Below are 16,064 nucleotides of genomic sequence, written 5' to 3'. Positions count from 1 at the left end.
CGCGGCGCCGGACCGCGCGTCGTGCCGGGCACCGGACCGACCGTCGCCCGAACCGACCGTCGACTGCACCGACCGTCGACGGCACCGACCGTCTCCCACGCCGGCCTGTGGGTCCCGCCGCCACCGGACCTTTGCCCGAGGAGGACGGATCGACGGCCATGACCGACCGTCACCTGCTGGAGATGGAGTGGCGCGACGCGCTGTTCCTCCACTGGCCCGTCAGCCCGGAGACGGTCGCGGCCCGGCTCCCGGAGGGGCTCTCGGTCGCGACGCACGACGGGGACGCCTACCTCGGGGTCGTTCCGTTCGTGATGGCCGACATCGGGCTCCGGGGGATCCCCTTCGGCCTCTCGTTTCCGGAGGTGAACCTCCGCACGTACGTCGACGGACCGCGCGGTCGCGGCGTCTACTTCTTCAACCTCGACGCGGCCGACCCGATCGGGGTACACGTCGCGCGCCGACTGTTCGCCCTGCCGTACTACCGCGCGGAGATGGAGGTGACGACGGAGGGCGACCGCGACCGCCCGGTCGCGACCGACCGCCGCGTGACGTTTACCAGCCACCGCACGCACCGCGGCGCGGACCCGGCCCACGTCGACCTCGCGTACGGCCCCGCGGGCGAGGCGTTCGAGGCGGACCCCGGGTCACTGGCGGCGTTCCTCGTGGAGAACTACCGCTTCTACGCCGAGGGGCGGCGCCTCTACTGCGGGGAGATCGATCACGGACCGTGGCCGCTCCACGAAGCGGACGCGACCGTCCGGACGAACACGCTCTTCGAGACCAACGGGTTCGAGGAACCGGAGGGGGCGCCGATCGCGCACTACAGTCCCGCTGTCGACGTGACCGCCGAACGGATCCGGCGGGTCGAGTTCTGAACCTCGGCGGGTCGAGTTCTGAATCCCGCGGGTCACTCCGCGTCGCGCTCGGCGACCGCGGGACCGTGGCGCCCCACGTCCATGATGAATCCCTCCAGCGCGACGACCGCGTCGTCCTCGTACACCGGTTGCCCGTGCTCGTAGACGCGGACGACCTCGCCGTCGGCCCGCCGGAGGCGGTAGGTCAACTCGAAGGCCTCCTCGCGCTCGAGCGCGGTGGCGACCGTCTCGTCGACCAACCGCTCGTCCGCGTCGAGGATCAGGTCGCCGAGTGCCACCTCGCCCTCGACGAGCGCCGCGGGGTCGTGGCCGAGCACCGCCTCCACCTCGCCCCCGAGGAAGGCCATCTGCCACGGCTCCGTGGGCTCGCAGCGATAGGCCACCCCGGGGAGGTTCGAGACCAGCCGCGAGAGCCGTCGCCGGTTCTCCGCGACCGCCTCTCGCGCTCGCAACTGCTCGACGGCGTTCCTGATCCGGTTGGCCAGCACCTCGTACCGCTCGATCCCCGGCCCCTTCCGCAGGTAGTCCGTCACCCCCGCCGACACGGCCTCGCTGGCGATCTCCTCGCTCCCCTTTCCGGTGAACAGGATGAAGGGCATCTCGGGGTGCCGCGATCGGACCGCGTCGAGAAAGGCGAGCCCGTCCCGCTCGGGCATGTCGAAGTCCGAGACGACGCAGTCGACATCGTCGAGGCGCTCGAGCGCCGCGTCCGTGTCCGTCGCCGTCTCCACGCTGAGGGGTTCGTGTCGACCCAGAAACTCGCTCGCGAGGTCCAGAAACGCGTCGTCGTCGTCGACGTGGAGCACCGTGATCGGGGCTTCCGAGAGCGGCTCTCCGGCGTTCGAGAACACCACGCCGCGGTCGTCGATGGGGACGGTCGCCGCGGCGCCGTCCGCCCGGGCGAGGCTGTCGGCCCTCGGAACGGGCCCGCGCAGTCCCTCCGCGCGTTCCCCTTCCGATACGCCGGACCCACCGCCGTCGTCGGTGTCCTCATCGGCGGCCCGAACGCCATGTGTGCCCATACGTTCGCCATTTTCACCGCCGAAGATAAATGTACCGCGGGGAAGGTGGTTCCGACCGCCAGGGCGGGGCCCTCGTGCGATTCCTCCACGACCGTCGAAGGGACGCGGAGTCGGTAGGTTCGAGCCGTTCGCGGCCGCTACTCACCGACGTCGCCGACGACGAACACCGGGCCGAGCGACTCGTCCGCGATCTGTTCGTGGAGTTCCCCGAAGATCAGCGAGCGCCAGTCCGGCTCACGTTTGCCCATCACGACCGCGTCGTGAGCGATGGCTACCCTGATGATGGCGCGTGTCGGCGTGTCCGTCACCTCCGCCCGTTCTGTGATCGCATCGGCCGGGACGCCGAGGTCGGTGAGCGTCGCGGCGGCGAGGTCAACGAGCTCCGCGGCCGCGGCTGCCGCGGCATCCTCTCCTTCTCCCGTGGCCGCGTACAGGGTCACGTCGATATCGCGGTCGCCGCGGAGCCGTGCCACGAAGCGGGCGATGCGCGCCGCGTCGACGTCGCCCCGGAGCGGAACGAGCACGGAGTCGACCGAAGCGATCGGCCGTGGGAGGAGAAACGCCGTGGCGCCCGTCTCCGCCAGCACGCGGTCGACCGTTTGCTCGCGGTCGTGCGTGAAGACGAGACGGGTTTCCGCCTCGCCGCCGGCGTTCGCGAACGTCTCCGCGACCTCCGAGAGGGACTTTTGCGCCTGCTCTTCGTACTGCTGTCGCATCATGTCGGGCGGCGTCTGCTCAGGGACGACGTGGTACCCAAGGAGGATCACGTCGGTCGTGGAGAGCAGCTCCGGCAGCCCGCCGGGGACGCCCTGCCCTTCCAGAATCGGAAGCGGGATCAGGACGCGCTCACGGCCGCCGCCGTCGGTCAGGACGCAGTTCGTCGTCATGTCGGGACGCGGGGGCGCTCCCGTGCCGATCGGTGTTCTGTCGGTCATTTCAGAGTGCTCCTTTGAGGGTCACGTCGCGCGCGTAGTAGAAGTACCATCCGACGGCACCGACCATGATGGCGATCCCGACGAGCTGTGAGAGCGGCTGCATAAAGACGATGAGTCCGAAGCTCGCGGCCGCCCCGACCAGCGGGATGGCCGGTCCCCCGGGAACGACGAAGTCCGGGTCGTACCACGCCGGCGGGTTCCGGCGAAGCAGGATGAGCGCCACACAAATGAGCCCGTACATGACGAGGTGGAGGAACGAGGCGACTTCCGCGAGCAGTTCGACCTCGCCGACCGCGATCAGGACGAGGATCGGCCCGCCGGCCATGCCGAGCGCGACGTGTGGCGTGCCGTATCTGAGGTTGACCCGGCTGGCCCACTGCGGCAGGATCGCGTCGCGCGAGGTGGCGTACACCGCACGCGAGGTCGAGAGGATGGAGGCGTTGGCCGAGGAGACCGTCGCGAGCAGCCCGGCGAGCAGGATGACGATGGCGCCGGGTGCCCCGAAGAAGTACCGGGCCACCTCGACCATCGCGGTCTCGCCGAACTGCGACAGCGCGGCGCTCCCGAAGGCACTCGTCGCGACGAAGATGGTCGCGACGTACATCGCGCCGACGATCAGCACGGAGCCGACCATCGCCAGCGGGAGGTTCCGACCGGGGTCTTTGATCTCGCCGGCGACGGTCGCTACCTGCGCGAACCCGAGGTAGCTGGTGAACACCAGCGCCGCCGTAGTGAGAACGGGCGTGTATCCGAAGGGCGCGAACGTTTCGGGGGCGGACGGCTCGCCGACCAGTCCGACCGCATCGGCGCCGCCGTACAGCAGGAAGGCCACGAGGATCCCGAGCAGAAGGCCGACGACGTAGTTCTGAAGCGCCGCGGCGTTCTCGGTCCCGGTAACGTTGAGGACGGTGAACGCCACGCCGAAGACCAGCGCGAGCGGGACGACGAGTTCGGGTCGCGGTGCGCCGACTTCCGCGAGCACGGCGACGGCGTACTCGCCGAAGCCCACCAGGTAGAACGCGGACGCGAAGACAAGTCCGAGCCACAGTGAGACCCCGACGACGGCACCGAACGCGGTCCCCATGGCGCGGGAGATGAAGTAGTAGCCGCCGCCGGACCGCGGCATCGCGGTCGCCAACTCGGAGGCGGGAAGTGCGACCAACAGCGCGACGACCGCACCGAGCGCGAACGACGCCGCAGCCGCCGGGCCGGCCTCCCCGGCGGCGATCCCGGGAAAGACGAAGATGCCGGCCCCGATCATCGTCCCGACGCCGATGGCGAGGCCGCCCCGCAGCCCGATCGTCCGTTCCAGTTCGACGTCGCCCTCGTGGACCGTCGTTTCCTCGGTCGTCTCGACCGGTGTGTCGGTTCTCGGCGATTCTCCCTCCCTGTTGGCCCCGCCGAGGGCGGCGTCCGGCGACGCGTCGGTCACGAGTGATACCCCCGAACGACCCCGCGCCACGTCGCGGTGGTGGCTTCGCTCGTGGCCATACGGGTCGAGTCACCGCCGACGCCACTTATGTCTGCGGGCCGACGTGTCCTCGGCGGCTCCGAAGGAGCGGGCGCGAGAACGGCCGTCGGCGAATCGAGGTGTGCCGGTCGCCCTGTAGATCAGGGGAACAGCCCGCTACAGATCAGGGGAACAGCCCGCTACAGATCAGGGGAACAGCCCGCGGTACTCGTGGGCGCGGGCGGTGCGCTCGAGCGCGAGGGTGTACGCGGCGGTCCGGAGGTCCGGGATCGCCCCCTCGTCGTAGCGCTCGATCGTCTCGTCGAACGCGGAGCCGATGCGGCGCTCCAGTTCGGCGTTGACGGTCTCCAGCGGCCACGAGAACTCCTGGGAGTTCTGGACCCACTCGAGGTAGGAGACGATGACGCCGCCGGCGTTCGCGAGGATGTCCGGCACGATCTGGACGTCGCGCTCGGAGAGGATCTCGTCGGCGGCGACCGTGGTCGGGCCGTTGGCGGCCTCGACGATGGCGTCCGCGCGGACGGCGTCGGCGTTGGCCTCGGTGAGAACCCCCTCCACGGCGGCGGGGATGAGCACGTCCACGTCGAGCGTCAGCAGGTCCTCGTTCGCGATGGCGTCGCCCTCGTCCCACTGCGTGCGGTCCTCGACGCGGAGGTCGCCCGCGGTGTACTCCTCGATCGTGCCGCCGGCGTCGACGTGTGCGCCGAGCGTCGGCACGTCGAGACCGTCGGGGTCGTAGACGGCGCCGGTCACGTCGGAGGTGGCGACGATCCGCGCGCCGGCGTCGTCGAGCAGGCGAGCGGCGTGGGAGCCGACGTTCCCGAAGCCCTGGACCGCGACGGTCGCCTCAGAGAGGTCGTTCTCCAGGTAGTCGAAGAGCCGTTCGGTGATGATGGAGACGCCGCGGCCGGTCGCCGCGACGCGCCCCGGCGTGCCCCCGATCTCCAGCGGCTTGCCGGTGACGACCTTCGGGACCGAGTAGCCCTCGTACATGGAGTAGGTGTCCATCATCCACGCCATCGTCTGCGGGTTCGTGTTCATGTCCGGCGCCGGCACGTCCGTCTCGGGGCCGATGAGGCGGCGGATCCCCTCCGTGTAGCGCCGCGTGAGGTTCTCTAAGTCGTTGTCGGTGAGCTCCTTCGGCTCGCAGATGACGCCGCCCTTCGCGCCGCCGAACGGCAGGTCGACGAGCGCGGTCTTCCAGGTCATCCACCCCGCGAGCGCCTCGACCTCCTCCTGGGTGACGCTCGGGTGGTAGCGGACGCCGCCCTTGAACGGGCCGCGCGCGCTGTCGAACTGGCAGCGGTACCCTTTGAACACCTCCACGTCGCCGCTGTCGAGTTCGACCGGGAGCGTCACCTTCAGCGTCCGCTCCGGGTGTTTGAGCCGCTCGAAGACGCCGTGGGTCACGTCGGCGAACTCCTCTGCGCGGTCCATCTGCGCGAGCATGTTCTCGAAGGGGTCGTCGTCCGCCATACCCGCCCCTGCGTGGTCCCCCTAATTGTCCCTTTCGGCAGAAATTGCCATTGACACTGCCACACACGATCGTGAACGACCGCATGCAGGCGGTCCGCTGGTCCGCACCCCGCCGGTCACGACCGACCGCCGCGTCCGCGACGGGGGCGTCCGACGACACTTATGTCCCGCGGGCCACAAGCGCGGGGCATGGACACCGGGACTCGGCCGGACGCGGCCGGCGAGGATGCGAGCGAGGCGGACGCTCCCGAGGCCGACGCGGGTGGTGGCGCTACCTCCGGCGGCGGGGCGGACGGCCCGGGGGAGCCGACGGGGCCGACGGAGCCGCGGGTCGACGTCGAGACGACGACTCCGACCGGAACGATGCGGCGGCTCCACCCCCGGATCCGGGTCGTGTGGCTCCTCCGGGCCGCGGTGCTGGCCGCCGTCGTCGGCGGCATCCTCTTCGGGCTCGACCGAGTGCTTCCGCTTCCGGTCGCGGTTCCCGGGTGGGCGCCCGCGCTCGTCGCGGGCGTCGTCTTTCTCGTCGTGGGCGGACACGCCCTGCTTCGGTATCGGTACTGGCGGTTCGAGCTCCGGGAGGACGCCATCTACCTCGAGCGGGGCGTCTTCACGCGCGTTCGGACGGTCGTGCCGTTCGTCCGGATACAGCACGTCGACTCGCGGCGCGGTCCGCTCGAGCGCGTCGTCGGGCTCGCCTCCTGCGTCGTCTACAGCGCCGGCTCGCGCGGCGCCGACGTGCGGATCCCCGGCCTGCCCCCCGACGGCGCCGACGACCTCCGGGAGGACCTGAAGCGGCTCGCAATCGGCGCCGAGGGGGAGGACGGGGTGTGAAGCTGGCGCCGCTGTCGGTCCCGTACCGCGCGGCCCAGAAGGCCGGGAGCGCGGTCGTTGCGGCGTTTTTCATCTCCGCCGGAGGCGGGGGGACGGTGCTCGGCGACTACGCCCCGCTCCTGGCGGTCGCGGCCGCCCTCGTCGCGCTGGCGTACGAGGTCGCCTACTACCGCCGGTTCGAGTACGAGCTGACCGAGGACACGTTCGACGTGGTCTCCGGCGTCGTCTCGCGGCGGGACCGCGAGATCCCCTACCGCCGGATCCAGAACGTCGACATCAGCCGAGGCGTCGTCCAGCGGCTGCTCGGGCTGGCGGCGGTGGACCTCGAGACGGCGGGCGGCTCCTCGACCGAGGGGGCGATCCGCTACGTCACGCCCGCGGAGGCGGAGCGCCTGCGGTCGGAGATCCAGCGTCGGAAGGCGGGCGCTGCGGCGGGCGAGCCGGCCGCGAGAGCGGGTTCGAGCACGAGCGAGGGGATGGGCGCGGGCGCGGATTCCGACGAGTCGGCCATCGCGTCCGGTGCGCCCGCGGAATCGGAGCTGTTCGCCATCTCGCCGTCCGAGCTGGCGCTCGTGGGCGCGCTCTCGTTCGACCCCCGGCTGCTCGGGCTGGTGGCGTTTCTGGCCTCCGGGTCGGTGCCGGTACTGTCCGGGTTCCTCTCGAGTACGTCCGCGGTGCTTCTGTCCGTCACCGGGCTGTTCCTCGCGGGCGCGCTGCTTCTCGCCTCGTGGCTTCTCGGCGCCGCGATCGCGGTGACGAACTACTACGGCTTCCGGCTGACGCGGTCGGGCGACGAGCTGCGCTACGAGCGCGGGCTGTTCCGGCGCTACTCCGGCTCGATCCCGACCGAGAAGGTCCAGAGCATCGCCGTGACCGACAACCCCCTCAAGCGGCTGTTCGGATACGCGACGCTCACCATCGAGACGGCCGGCTACGCGCCGGGACAGGGCGGGGACTACGGGAGCCAGGCGGCGGTCCCGCTCGCGAAGACCGACCGCGTGTACGAGCTCGCGCGCGAGGTCGAGGCGTTCGAGGAGCCCGACTTCACCCGCCCGCCGGGCCGGATCCGGGTCCGGTACGCCGTCCGGTACGCCGCGGCCGTCCTCGCGCTGACCGGGATCGCGTACGGGATCGACCGCGCGCTCGACCTCGCGGCGCCGTGGGGCGCGCCGCTCGCGCTCCTCGCGCTCGTCCCGGTCGCCGCCCATTACAAGTGGGTCCACCGCGGCTACTGGCTCGGCGAGGACCACCTGCTGACGCGGTCCGGGTTCTGGCGTCGGCAGACGCGAGTGGTCCCCTACTACCGGCTCCAGACCGTCATCGACAGCCGGACGCTGTTCCAGCGGCGCTGGGGCGTCGCCACGGTCGTCGCGGACACGGCGGGGACCGGGTCGTTCACCGGCGGCGACGCGGTGGCGCCCGACGTGGAAGCCGCCGAGGCGGACGCGCTCCGCGGCGCGTTGACCGACCGGCTCCGTCGCGCGCTGATCGAACGCCGCGAACCGGACCGGTCCGCGGTCGGGAGTTCGGTCGATGATGGGACGGACTCGGGGGCCGAAACCGCCGGGTCGGCCGACGCCGACCGGGACGCGTTCGAGTGGCCGTCCGGGGAGGCCGACGGCGGAGGCTGACCGTCGCCGCGGCCCCGCCCTACGCCTCCGCGACCGGAAGCGTCACGGAGACGACGGTCCCGCGCGGCTCGTTGTCCCTGATGTCCACCGCGCCGCCGTACGCCTCGACCGCGTCGCCGACGAGGTAGAGTCCGAACCCCGTGCCGCCGCTGTCGCGGCCACGCTCCCCGCGCTCGAAGACCGCCTCCTTGCGCTCGTCGTCGATGCCGGGTCCGTCGTCGCGGACGTGCAGGGTGACCGTTCCCCCCTCTCGGTCGTGGGCCGCCGCCACCTCGACGTGCGGCGTCTCCCGGTCGCTGTGGACGACCGCGTTCGTCAGCAGGTTCTCGACGACCGGCTCGAGCAGGTCGTCGGCGCGGACGGACACCGACGGGAGTTCCTCGACCTCGATCTCCGCCTCGGGGTGGCCGTCGCGGGCGTCGGCGACCTGCTCGCGCACCAGCGGTGTCAGCGGGACGGTGCGGAGCTCGTGTTCGTCCTCCAGCAGCGTGTTCATGTACTCCTTCATCGTGTGGATGAAGGAGGCCATTCCGTCGATCCGCGACCGGATCACGCCGGCGTGCCGCTCGAACGGTTCGTCCCCCTCGTCGACGACCTCCAGCCTGGACGAGACGACCTGCATGTCGTTGAGCAGGTTGTGTCTGATCGTCCGGTTGATGAACTCCAGCCGCTCGCGCTCCTCGCGGATCGCGCGCTCGTCGTCGAGCCGCGTCAGGGTCCTGTCGAGATGGACCGCGAGCAGTTCGACGGTCTCGACCTCGTGTTCGGCGAACGACTCGCCGAGCAGGTCGATCCGTCCCCTGCAGCCGACCGGCACCGACCGCCCGACCCCGGGACCGGCGTCCGCGCCGTCCCCGGTACCGCCGTCGGCGGACGCGGCCGGTCGATCGCCGAACACCGCGTCGTCAACCGCGATCCGGACGCCCTCCGGCGCAACCGTCTCCCTTACGGCGTCGAGTGCCACCTCGGCGGCCGCCTCGCGGTCCTCGATGGCTCCCAGCCGGGCCGCGTGATCGTGGAGCGTCGCGAGCCGCTCGGCGATCCCCCGCTCGACGGCGAGGTCTCGAGCCTGCACGCTCGATTTGACGGAGTAGAAAGCGAGCGCGAACACGGTCACCGCCCCGATCAACACGGCGTCGAGCGCGATGATGAACGGCTTCAGCCCGCCCATCACCCGGAGCTGGCTGACGATCACCCAGCCGATCAACACCGCGACGGCGGCGGTCCCGACGGCCGTCCGCTCCGCGACCGAGCGGACGTGCCTGGTCTCCCAGTCGAGTCGGACCAGCCGAACGCCGCCGAAGACGAGCGTCATCGCCAGCGCGATGAGGACCGCGTTTTCGGCGACGCTGGCGGCCACGCCCCAGCCGAGGTTCGTCGTGTCGTCGAGGATGTCGTACAGGGGGATCCCGAGCGCGGCGAGTCCGAGGGCGCTCACCGCCCCGCCCGCGGCGTAGCGGCGGAGCGAGCCGCCAGTACCGGCGCCGACCATGGTCAACGATCTGACTCGACGGCATTAAGCGCCCGGGCCGACCCGAGCCCTCGGTATCGTGGTGTTCCCCCGGTTCGCCCCCATCAGACGGCGACGTCCGGGTCCAGAAAGGTCTGAAACTCGACCGTGCGCCCGTCCGGGTCCCGCGCCAGGAACCGGTAGATGTCGTACGTCTCCTCGACGTGCGGCGGCTCGGTCGCGGCCGCGCCGACGCGCTCGTGGTAGGCGTCGACGCCCGCACGGTCGTCCGCGAGGATCGTCACGGTCCCCTCGTCGTCCGTCCGGTCGCGGTCACAGAACCCGACGAGCAGGTTGCCGTGCTTGAGGACGGTACAGTCCGGCTGTTCGAGCCACACGTCCGCGCCGACCGTTTCAACGTAGAAGTCGACGACCGCGTCGTGGTTCTCCGTGGCGAAGAAGACGATGCCCGACATGCGGGTCCGGTCGCGCCCCGAATGCAAAAATCGTCCGGCGTAGGGAGAACCGTCGGTGCGGCGAGACCGCCGCTTCCGGCGCGGCGGGTCAGTACTCCTCGTAAGCGAGGTTCATCAGCCACTGCGAGAAGGCGTCGGACTGCGGGTCGACCTCCTCCTCGCCGATGAACGGCGAGAGCATGTCGCCGGCCATCAGCAGCGAGAAGTCCAGGTCGCGGGCGGCCGGCTCGAGGTAGAAGGTGTTGTGGCCGTCGTAGACGGTATCCTCGCGCTTGATGAGGCCGGACTCCTCCAGCGCTTCCGCGATGCGGCTCCCCTTCCGGGAGGAGACGTCCAGCTCCTTCCAGAAGTCGCTCTGGTGGATGCCGCCCGTCTCGCGGATGAGTTCGAGCCCCGCGTGCTCGTCATCCGAGAGGTCGGCCTCCAGTTCGGACACGCTCATGTGTGTGTTGGCGCCCGCGATTCGCTTAAACCTGACCTTCCGGACGACCGTCCTCCCGGGGTGGGGTCCGCGGCCAGCCGTCGGGAACGGACACGTCGGCGTAGGCCGTCTCGCAGGGCGGCCCGTCCGCGAACGCGAACCGGGGGGCCGGGCCGGTCCCGACGAGCGTGCTGGACCGCGTCCCGTAGCCGTCGCCGTGGACGCAGACGCCCACCTCGTGATCGGCCATGGCCGCGCCCGCGCGGTCGAGCCAGGCGTCCGCGACGTCACCCGGCTCGACGCCCAGCCGGTCGGCGAGTCGGCCGACGCGTTCGACCTGCTCCTCGCCCGCCTCGCGGCGGCGCTCGGGGACCGCGAAGCGCCCGCGGCCGTTGAGCAGTCCGCCGACGTTCGTCAGCACGTGGACGCCGGGGTCGAGCCGCTCGATGGAGAGCCGGCCGCTCCACGAGACGACGAACGCCGCGCGGGCGTCCGCGATCGCGAGATTGAACCCGTCGTAGGAACGCTCGCGGAGCTCCCGCTCCACGCGGCGGACCGCCGCCTCCGCGGTCGGCGCGCGCAGACAGTCGCGCACGAGGAGCCCGCGCGACCGCTCGGCGGGCGGCGACTCGTCCAGCCATCGGTTGGTGACGGTGGCGTAGCAGCCGTATTCGTTGAGCCCGACCCACGTCCCGCCGGCCTCCGCATCGCGCGGCGCGAGGAACGTCGCGGTGCCGTCGTCGGTCGTAGTCCCGTCGTCGGTCGTGGCGCCGTCGCCGACCGCGCCGTCGGCTTCCCCGCCGGCGGCGCCGACCTCCCACAGCGCCGGCGGTTCCGAGGGACGGCCGAGCCCCTCGTCGCGGTTCGCGGCGGCGGCGACCGGCGTCCCCTCGAACGTCCGCCATGCGAGCGCGAGCGTGCACACGACCACGGCTGCGCGCGGCGCGAACAAAAAGCCCGCCGCTCGTCGCGGTGCCGCTCCTCGCGGGGCGGTGGCGACCGCGCGACAACAGGGTGACGGCGGAGGCGGGTCGGACGTCTCGACGGTGCGTCGCGACGGTGATGGCTGTCGGCGTGGGGACTGGACCCGCGCCGAACCCGCGTCCGCCGACGGGGAGAGAAATTACTCAAAATAGAATAAATCTTTTGGTGGCCCGGATCCTCGGTCATCGTATGCACGCAATCGCGGTCACCGAGGGCGGGGGCGATCCCGTCCTGATCGAGAAGCCGCGGCCGGAACCGGCCGCCGGGGAGGCGCTCGTGCGGACGCTCCGGGTGGGCGTCGACGGGACCGACCACGAAGTCATCGCGGGGACCCACGGCGGGTTCCCCGACGGCGAGGACCACCTCGTGTTGGGCCACGAGGCGGTCGGCGTCGTGGCGGACCCGAACGGCACCGACCTCGAGGAGGGCGACGTGGTCGTCCCGACCGTCCGGCGGGCGCCGAACGGGGGCAACGAGTTCTTCGCGCGCGGCGAACCGGACATGGCCCCGGCGGGCCAGTACCACGAGCGCGGCATCGTCGGCGACCACGGCTTCATGGCCGAGTACTTCACCAGCCCCGCGGAGTGCCTCGTCGAGATTCCGCCCGAACTCGCGGAGTGGGGCTTTCTGGTGGAGCCGATATCGATCACCGAGAAGGCGGTCGAGCACGCGTTCGCCTCGCGGTCGGCGTTCGAGTGGGACCCCGAGAGCGCGCTGGTGCTCGGCAACGGCTCACTCGGGCTGTTGACGGTCGCGATGCTCGACGACCGGTTCGACCGGCTCTACTGTCTCGGCCGCCGGTACCGGCCGGACCCCACCATCGACATCATCGAGTCGCTCGGTGCGACCTACGTCAACTCCGAGGAGACGGCGGTCCCGGAGGTCCCGGAGGTCCACGAGGCGCCGGACTTCGTCTACGAGGCGACCGGCTACGCGCCGCACGCCTTCGAGACGATCGAGGCGCTCGCCCCGAACGGCGTCGGCGCGCTGCTCGGCGTCCCGAGCGACTGGGAGTTCGAGGTCGACGGGGGCGCGCTCCACCGCGAGTTCGTCCTCCACAACAAGGCGCTCGTCGGGAGCGTCAACTCCGGCGTGGGGCACTTCGAGGCCGCGGCCGACTCGCTGGCCGCGATGGAGGGGTCGTTCCTCGAGGACCTGGTCACCGGCGTCCACGGGCTGGACGAGTTCGAGGCCGCGTTCGCGGATGACGACACGACTATTAAAACGGCCGTCGAATTCGCCAGCTATGAAGAACGTTGACGACCTGATCGACAGCGCCGCGGAGCTGGCCGAGCGCGGCCTCTCGAAGGGGGAGATCGCCGACGAGCTGAACGTCTCGCGGGAGACGGCGAGCTGGCTCGTCGAGCGCGCCGGCGCGGGCGAGGAGTCGGCAGCCGACGTGCAGGAGGAGCCCGCCGCGACCACGAGCTCGGACATCCACGTCGACTGGAGCGCCATCGGGCGCGACTCGGCGCGGCTCAGCTACGCGGGCAAGGCGATGGCGGACCTGCTCTCGAAGGAGGGCGAGGAGGTCGACCTCACCATCGGCATCGAGAAGGCGGGCGTCCCGCTGGCGACGGTCGTCGCGCGCGCGCTCGACACGGACATGGGCACCTACGCGCCCGCCAAGCACCAGTGGGAGGAGGGCGACATCGCCGAGCACGGCGGCGGCTTCTCGCGCAACTTCGCGGGGATCCGCGGCCGCGAGTGCTACGTCGTCGACGACATCGTCACCTCCGGCACCACGATGGCCGAGACCATCGAGGCGATCCGCGAGCAGGGCGGCGAGCCGGTCGGCTGCTGCGTGCTGGCGGACAAGCAGGGCAACGAGGAGATCGAGGGCGTCCCCATCTACTCGCTGGTGGACGTGGTGCGCGTCGACCGCGAGGACTGAAGCAGTTTCCCGGAGGTTCTCGGGTTTTTTACGGGAGGTAGTGACAGACGCGCTCCGATCGTGCGGGTGTCTCCCGGTTTGAGCGCTCCGGCCGGCTCTCTGTACGGCGCGTTTTCTGTGTCTGTTGTCGATCCTGCCGATCTGGACAGCACCACCCAGAAAGCCCCAGCCGGCTCGACCGGCCGCGACACGCGCTGCGCTCCTCGCTCTCCGCTTGGCGAGACAACCCGCGTCTCGCGAGCCTCCAGCGTGCAGTAGCGCGCCGAAAATCGGAGATTTTCGAGCCGCCGTTCGCTCCGCACCGCGCTCACGGCGACGCCGGAGACACCGCCCGCTGCGGTGCTTGCGGTTCCGGGGCCGGATCGAGCCGGCTGCCCCTTTCAGTCCCGCCCCGCACCGCACAGCGCCGCAGCCTCGCACCTCCCCAGCCTCGGCCGCGGGGCGGGCGCGGGACTGCACCGCATCGCGCCCGCCCCGCGGCCTCCCTCGCGCGCGAGAAACGCGCGCGCCACCGCCACGGTCACACCATCGCCGCGGTCACGCCACCGCCTCGCGGACGGTCGACCCGACGGTCGCCGACAGCGCAACCCCTTTTCCCCCGCGCCGCGTACGAGGGGACATGACGTTCACGCCCGAATCCGAGTCCGACGCCGAGGAGATCCAGCAGCGCGTCGACGAGGCCATCGCGGACAACGACGTGGTCCTGTTCATGAAGGGCAACCGGCTGATGCCCCAGTGCGGCTACTCGAAGCGCGCGCTGGAGCTGATCGGCCAGCACGTCTCCGAGTTCGAGACGGTCGACGTGCTCCCCGCGCTCGACCAGTACCGCGAGGCGCTCGCCGAGCACAGCGACTGGGAGACGATCCCGCAGACGTACGTCGACGGCGAGTTCGTCGGCGGGAGCGACGTGCTCGCGGAGCTCGACGAGCGCGGCGAGCTCGCGGCGTCGCTGAACGCCGAGTAGCCCCGCGGCTCCGACCGCGACCGGGACCCGACCGGGACCCGACCGGACGACTCCGAAACCCCCAGGAGCGACCGACAGCGCGCGTGAGGCCCCTCGTCTCGCCGCACCGGCGCCGCGGAAAGGGCAGCCCCTATAAGGCTCGGTACCCAACATGCGGTAGGTACGGTTGCTCCCTCGCCGCGTCCGCCAACCACCAGAACCCCATTCAACCATGTCAGGCCGCGTGTTCCGACTTCACTCGACGCTCGAACTGCCCCTCGAAGACGTAGAAGAGTACTTCGAGAACGACCCCGACCTCCCGACGGAGATCGACGACGTGGACATCACGCGTCGCAACAACACACTCATCATCAAGGCCGTTTCCTCGGACGAGAACATCAGCAAGTACACGCCGACCGCACAGCTGAAGGCCTCCGTCAGCGAGACGCGCGTCTACGAGGAGGAACCGCCGCGCGCCGGCGGCCCCCAGTGGATGGACGACGAGGAGGAGGAGATCCCCTCGGAGCTCGTCGAGTTCGCCTGCTTCAAGGGCGACCGCGAGACCGTCCTCCAGAACTCGGCGCTCCAGTACCCGATGTTCCTCGTCCTCCGCGACATCGCGCTCCAGGCCGAGAAGGGCACGCTCACCGCCATCACCGAGGAGGGCGAGGAGCTGCAGGCGACCCGCATCGTCGAGGGCGAGGAGCGCCCCGCGACCGTCGAGGTCGTCGAGAGCCCGAAGGGCAACGGCGACGGCGAGGGCGGCGTCAACTGGCGCGACAACAAGTTCATCAGCGACTGAGGCGCCGGACGCGCCCGAGGTAGCTGCTCGTCTCACCGTGACGCCCGCGGACCGCTGCCGATTTACCCGCAGCCCCGCTCTCACTCGCCATGAGCGACGACTGGGTCAGCCTCTTCTCCGGCGGCAAGGACTCCTCGTGGGCGCTGTACCGCGCACTCGCGGAGGGGCTGGACGTGACGCGCCTGCTCACCGTCCACCCCGCCGGCGACTCCTACATGTACCACACGCCCGCGACGCACCTCACCGAACTCGTCGCGGAGAGCGTCGGGATCGACCTCGTCTCCGTCGAACCCGAGGACTTCGAGACGGGCCCGGCGGGGGACGCGGCCGCGGGCGAGCGCGGCGACGCGGAACTCGAGCCGATGGAGGCGGCGCTCCGGGAGATCGCGGCCGAGGAGAGCGTCGACCTCGCGGGCGTCACCGCGGGCGCGGTCGAGAGCGAGTTCCAGACCAGCCGGATCGAGGCGATGTGCGACCGGCTCGGGATCGACCTGTTCGCGCCGCTGTGGCAGGAGGACCCCGAGGAACTGGCGACCGCGATGCTCGACGCCGGCTTCGAGATCCTGATCGTCCAGGTGGCGGCGTACGGCCTCGACGAGTCGTGGCTCGGCCGCCCGCTCGACCGGGAGGCGCTCGCGGACCTCCGCGAGCTCAACGAGGAGTACGGCGTCCACCTGCTCGGGGAGGGCGGCGAGTTCGAGACGTTCGTCGTCGACGGCCCGCACATGGACCGCCGGGTCGACCTGGAGTACGAGACGGTGTGGGAGGGCGACCGCGGGCACATCCGCGTGACGGACGCGCGGCTGGAGTAGCCGGACCGCGGTGGAGCGGCGCCCGCGCGAACGGCATC

Annotated in this window: 16 protein-coding genes; 8 read left to right on the top strand and 8 right to left on the bottom strand. The window is 71.1% G+C overall.

The features are described 5' to 3' along the window. The first annotated feature begins 158 nt into the window (after window positions 1–158). Window positions 159–875: a YqjF family protein gene (locus ACQE3L_RS01805; RefSeq protein ID WP_426962087.1), complete on the top strand. Its 717-nt coding sequence runs from the start codon at window positions 159–161 to the stop codon at window positions 873–875. Window positions 876–907: 32 nt separating this feature from the next. Here ACQE3L_RS01805 and ACQE3L_RS01800 read toward each other — a convergent pair whose 3' ends face one another. From ACQE3L_RS01800 to ACQE3L_RS01785, 4 genes are all read right to left on the bottom strand, one after another. Next, window positions 908–1,897 (bottom strand): response regulator, encoded by a 990-nt coding sequence (locus ACQE3L_RS01800; RefSeq protein ID WP_426962086.1) that lies wholly within the window; start codon window positions 1,895–1,897, stop codon window positions 908–910. A 137-nt stretch (window positions 1,898–2,034) separates the two neighbouring features. Next, window positions 2,035–2,832, bottom strand: a complete 798-nt coding sequence (locus tag ACQE3L_RS01795; RefSeq protein WP_426962085.1) for a universal stress protein — start codon at window positions 2,830–2,832, stop codon at window positions 2,035–2,037. Window position 2,833: 1 nt separating this feature from the next. Next, window positions 2,834–4,264, bottom strand: a complete 1,431-nt coding sequence (locus ACQE3L_RS01790; RefSeq protein ID WP_426962084.1) for an APC family permease — start codon at window positions 4,262–4,264, stop codon at window positions 2,834–2,836. A gap of 225 nt (window positions 4,265–4,489) precedes the next feature. Beyond that, the gene (locus tag ACQE3L_RS01785) at window positions 4,490–5,779 is read right to left on the bottom strand and encodes a Glu/Leu/Phe/Val family dehydrogenase (protein ID WP_426962083.1); all 1,290 of its coding nucleotides are present in this window, start codon (window positions 5,777–5,779) and stop codon (window positions 4,490–4,492) included. A gap of 363 nt (window positions 5,780–6,142) precedes the next feature. Here ACQE3L_RS01785 and ACQE3L_RS01780 point away from each other — a divergent pair, with 363 nt between their 5' ends. Continuing rightward, window positions 6,143–6,613, top strand: coding sequence for a PH domain-containing protein (locus ACQE3L_RS01780; RefSeq protein ID WP_426962106.1), 471 nt, complete (start codon window positions 6,143–6,145; stop codon window positions 6,611–6,613). Further along, window positions 6,610–8,244: a PH domain-containing protein gene (locus tag ACQE3L_RS01775; RefSeq protein ID WP_426962082.1), complete on the top strand. Its 1,635-nt coding sequence runs from the start codon at window positions 6,610–6,612 to the stop codon at window positions 8,242–8,244. Before ACQE3L_RS01780 ends, ACQE3L_RS01775 begins: the two co-directional genes overlap by 4 nt. Before the next feature lie 19 nt (window positions 8,245–8,263). Here ACQE3L_RS01775 and ACQE3L_RS01770 read toward each other — a convergent pair whose 3' ends face one another. The 4 genes from ACQE3L_RS01770 to ACQE3L_RS01755 all read right to left on the bottom strand — a co-directional run bounded on the left by ACQE3L_RS01770 (window position 8,264) and on the right by ACQE3L_RS01755 (window position 11,516). Beyond that, window positions 8,264–9,736, bottom strand: coding sequence for a sensor histidine kinase (locus tag ACQE3L_RS01770; RefSeq protein ID WP_426962081.1), 1,473 nt, complete (start codon window positions 9,734–9,736; stop codon window positions 8,264–8,266). Window positions 9,737–9,819: 83 nt separating this feature from the next. After that, entirely contained in the window at window positions 9,820–10,170 is a 351-nt protein-coding gene (locus ACQE3L_RS01765; protein ID WP_426962080.1) for a VOC family protein, read from the bottom strand. Window positions 10,171–10,258: 88 nt separating this feature from the next. After that, window positions 10,259–10,612, bottom strand: coding sequence for a helix-turn-helix transcriptional regulator (locus tag ACQE3L_RS01760; protein ID WP_426962079.1), 354 nt, complete (start codon window positions 10,610–10,612; stop codon window positions 10,259–10,261). 25 nt (window positions 10,613–10,637) lie between these two features. Beyond that, window positions 10,638–11,516 (bottom strand): NRDE family protein, encoded by an 879-nt coding sequence (locus ACQE3L_RS01755; protein WP_426962078.1) that lies wholly within the window; start codon window positions 11,514–11,516, stop codon window positions 10,638–10,640. A gap of 248 nt (window positions 11,517–11,764) precedes the next feature. On the opposite strand from ACQE3L_RS01755, the gene ACQE3L_RS01750 reads away from it, so the two are divergent. The 5 genes from ACQE3L_RS01750 (at window position 11,765) to ACQE3L_RS01730 (ending at window position 16,026) form a co-directional block, all read left to right on the top strand. Next, a complete protein-coding gene (locus ACQE3L_RS01750) occupies window positions 11,765–12,835 on the top strand; it encodes a glucose 1-dehydrogenase (RefSeq protein WP_426962077.1) in 1,071 nt (356 codons plus the stop codon). Next, on the top strand, window positions 12,822–13,469 hold the full coding sequence (gene gfcR / locus ACQE3L_RS01745; protein WP_426962076.1) for a transcriptional regulator GfcR: 648 nt from the start codon (window positions 12,822–12,824) through the stop codon (window positions 13,467–13,469). Before ACQE3L_RS01750 ends, gfcR begins: the two co-directional genes overlap by 14 nt. A 619-nt stretch (window positions 13,470–14,088) precedes the next feature. Continuing rightward, entirely contained in the window at window positions 14,089–14,433 is a 345-nt protein-coding gene (locus ACQE3L_RS01740; RefSeq protein ID WP_426962075.1) for a glutaredoxin family protein, read from the top strand. 211 nt (window positions 14,434–14,644) lie between these two features. After that, window positions 14,645–15,214: a DUF7110 family protein gene (locus tag ACQE3L_RS01735; RefSeq protein ID WP_058365290.1), complete on the top strand. Its 570-nt coding sequence runs from the start codon at window positions 14,645–14,647 to the stop codon at window positions 15,212–15,214. A gap of 89 nt (window positions 15,215–15,303) precedes the next feature. After that, window positions 15,304–16,026, top strand: coding sequence for a diphthine--ammonia ligase (locus tag ACQE3L_RS01730; RefSeq protein ID WP_426962074.1), 723 nt, complete (start codon window positions 15,304–15,306; stop codon window positions 16,024–16,026). Window positions 16,027–16,064 lie beyond the last annotated feature (38 nt).

Source organism: Haloparvum alkalitolerans (assembly GCF_050122995.1).
Classification (GTDB): Archaea; Halobacteriota; Halobacteria; order Halobacteriales; family Haloferacaceae; genus Haloparvum; species Haloparvum alkalitolerans.
This window is presented reverse-complemented; position numbering and strand designations above follow the sequence as displayed.

Excerpts from the sequence above, each read along its gene's own strand:
- ACQE3L_RS01805 (WP_426962087.1), top strand. The coding sequence starts at position 159 with ATGACCGACCGTCACCTGCTGGAGATGGAGTGGCGCGACGCGCTGTTC.
- ACQE3L_RS01800 (WP_426962086.1), bottom strand. The coding sequence starts at position 1,897 with ATGGGCACACATGGCGTTCGGGCCGCCGATGAGGACACCGACGACGGC.
- ACQE3L_RS01795 (WP_426962085.1), bottom strand. The coding sequence starts at position 2,832 with ATGACCGACAGAACACCGATCGGCACGGGAGCGCCCCCGCGTCCCGAC.
- ACQE3L_RS01785 (WP_426962083.1), bottom strand. The coding sequence starts at position 5,779 with ATGGCGGACGACGACCCCTTCGAGAACATGCTCGCGCAGATGGACCGC.
- ACQE3L_RS01780 (WP_426962106.1), top strand. The coding sequence starts at position 6,143 with ATGCGGCGGCTCCACCCCCGGATCCGGGTCGTGTGGCTCCTCCGGGCC.
- ACQE3L_RS01770 (WP_426962081.1), bottom strand. The coding sequence starts at position 9,736 with ATGGTCGGCGCCGGTACTGGCGGCTCGCTCCGCCGCTACGCCGCGGGC.
- ACQE3L_RS01765 (WP_426962080.1), bottom strand. The coding sequence starts at position 10,170 with ATGTCGGGCATCGTCTTCTTCGCCACGGAGAACCACGACGCGGTCGTC.
- ACQE3L_RS01760 (WP_426962079.1), bottom strand. The coding sequence starts at position 10,612 with ATGAGCGTGTCCGAACTGGAGGCCGACCTCTCGGATGACGAGCACGCG.
- ACQE3L_RS01750 (WP_426962077.1), top strand. The coding sequence starts at position 11,765 with ATGCACGCAATCGCGGTCACCGAGGGCGGGGGCGATCCCGTCCTGATC.
- gfcR (WP_426962076.1), top strand. The coding sequence starts at position 12,822 with ATGAAGAACGTTGACGACCTGATCGACAGCGCCGCGGAGCTGGCCGAG.
- ACQE3L_RS01740 (WP_426962075.1), top strand. The coding sequence starts at position 14,089 with ATGACGTTCACGCCCGAATCCGAGTCCGACGCCGAGGAGATCCAGCAG.
- ACQE3L_RS01735 (WP_058365290.1), top strand. The coding sequence starts at position 14,645 with ATGTCAGGCCGCGTGTTCCGACTTCACTCGACGCTCGAACTGCCCCTC.
- ACQE3L_RS01730 (WP_426962074.1), top strand. The coding sequence starts at position 15,304 with ATGAGCGACGACTGGGTCAGCCTCTTCTCCGGCGGCAAGGACTCCTCG.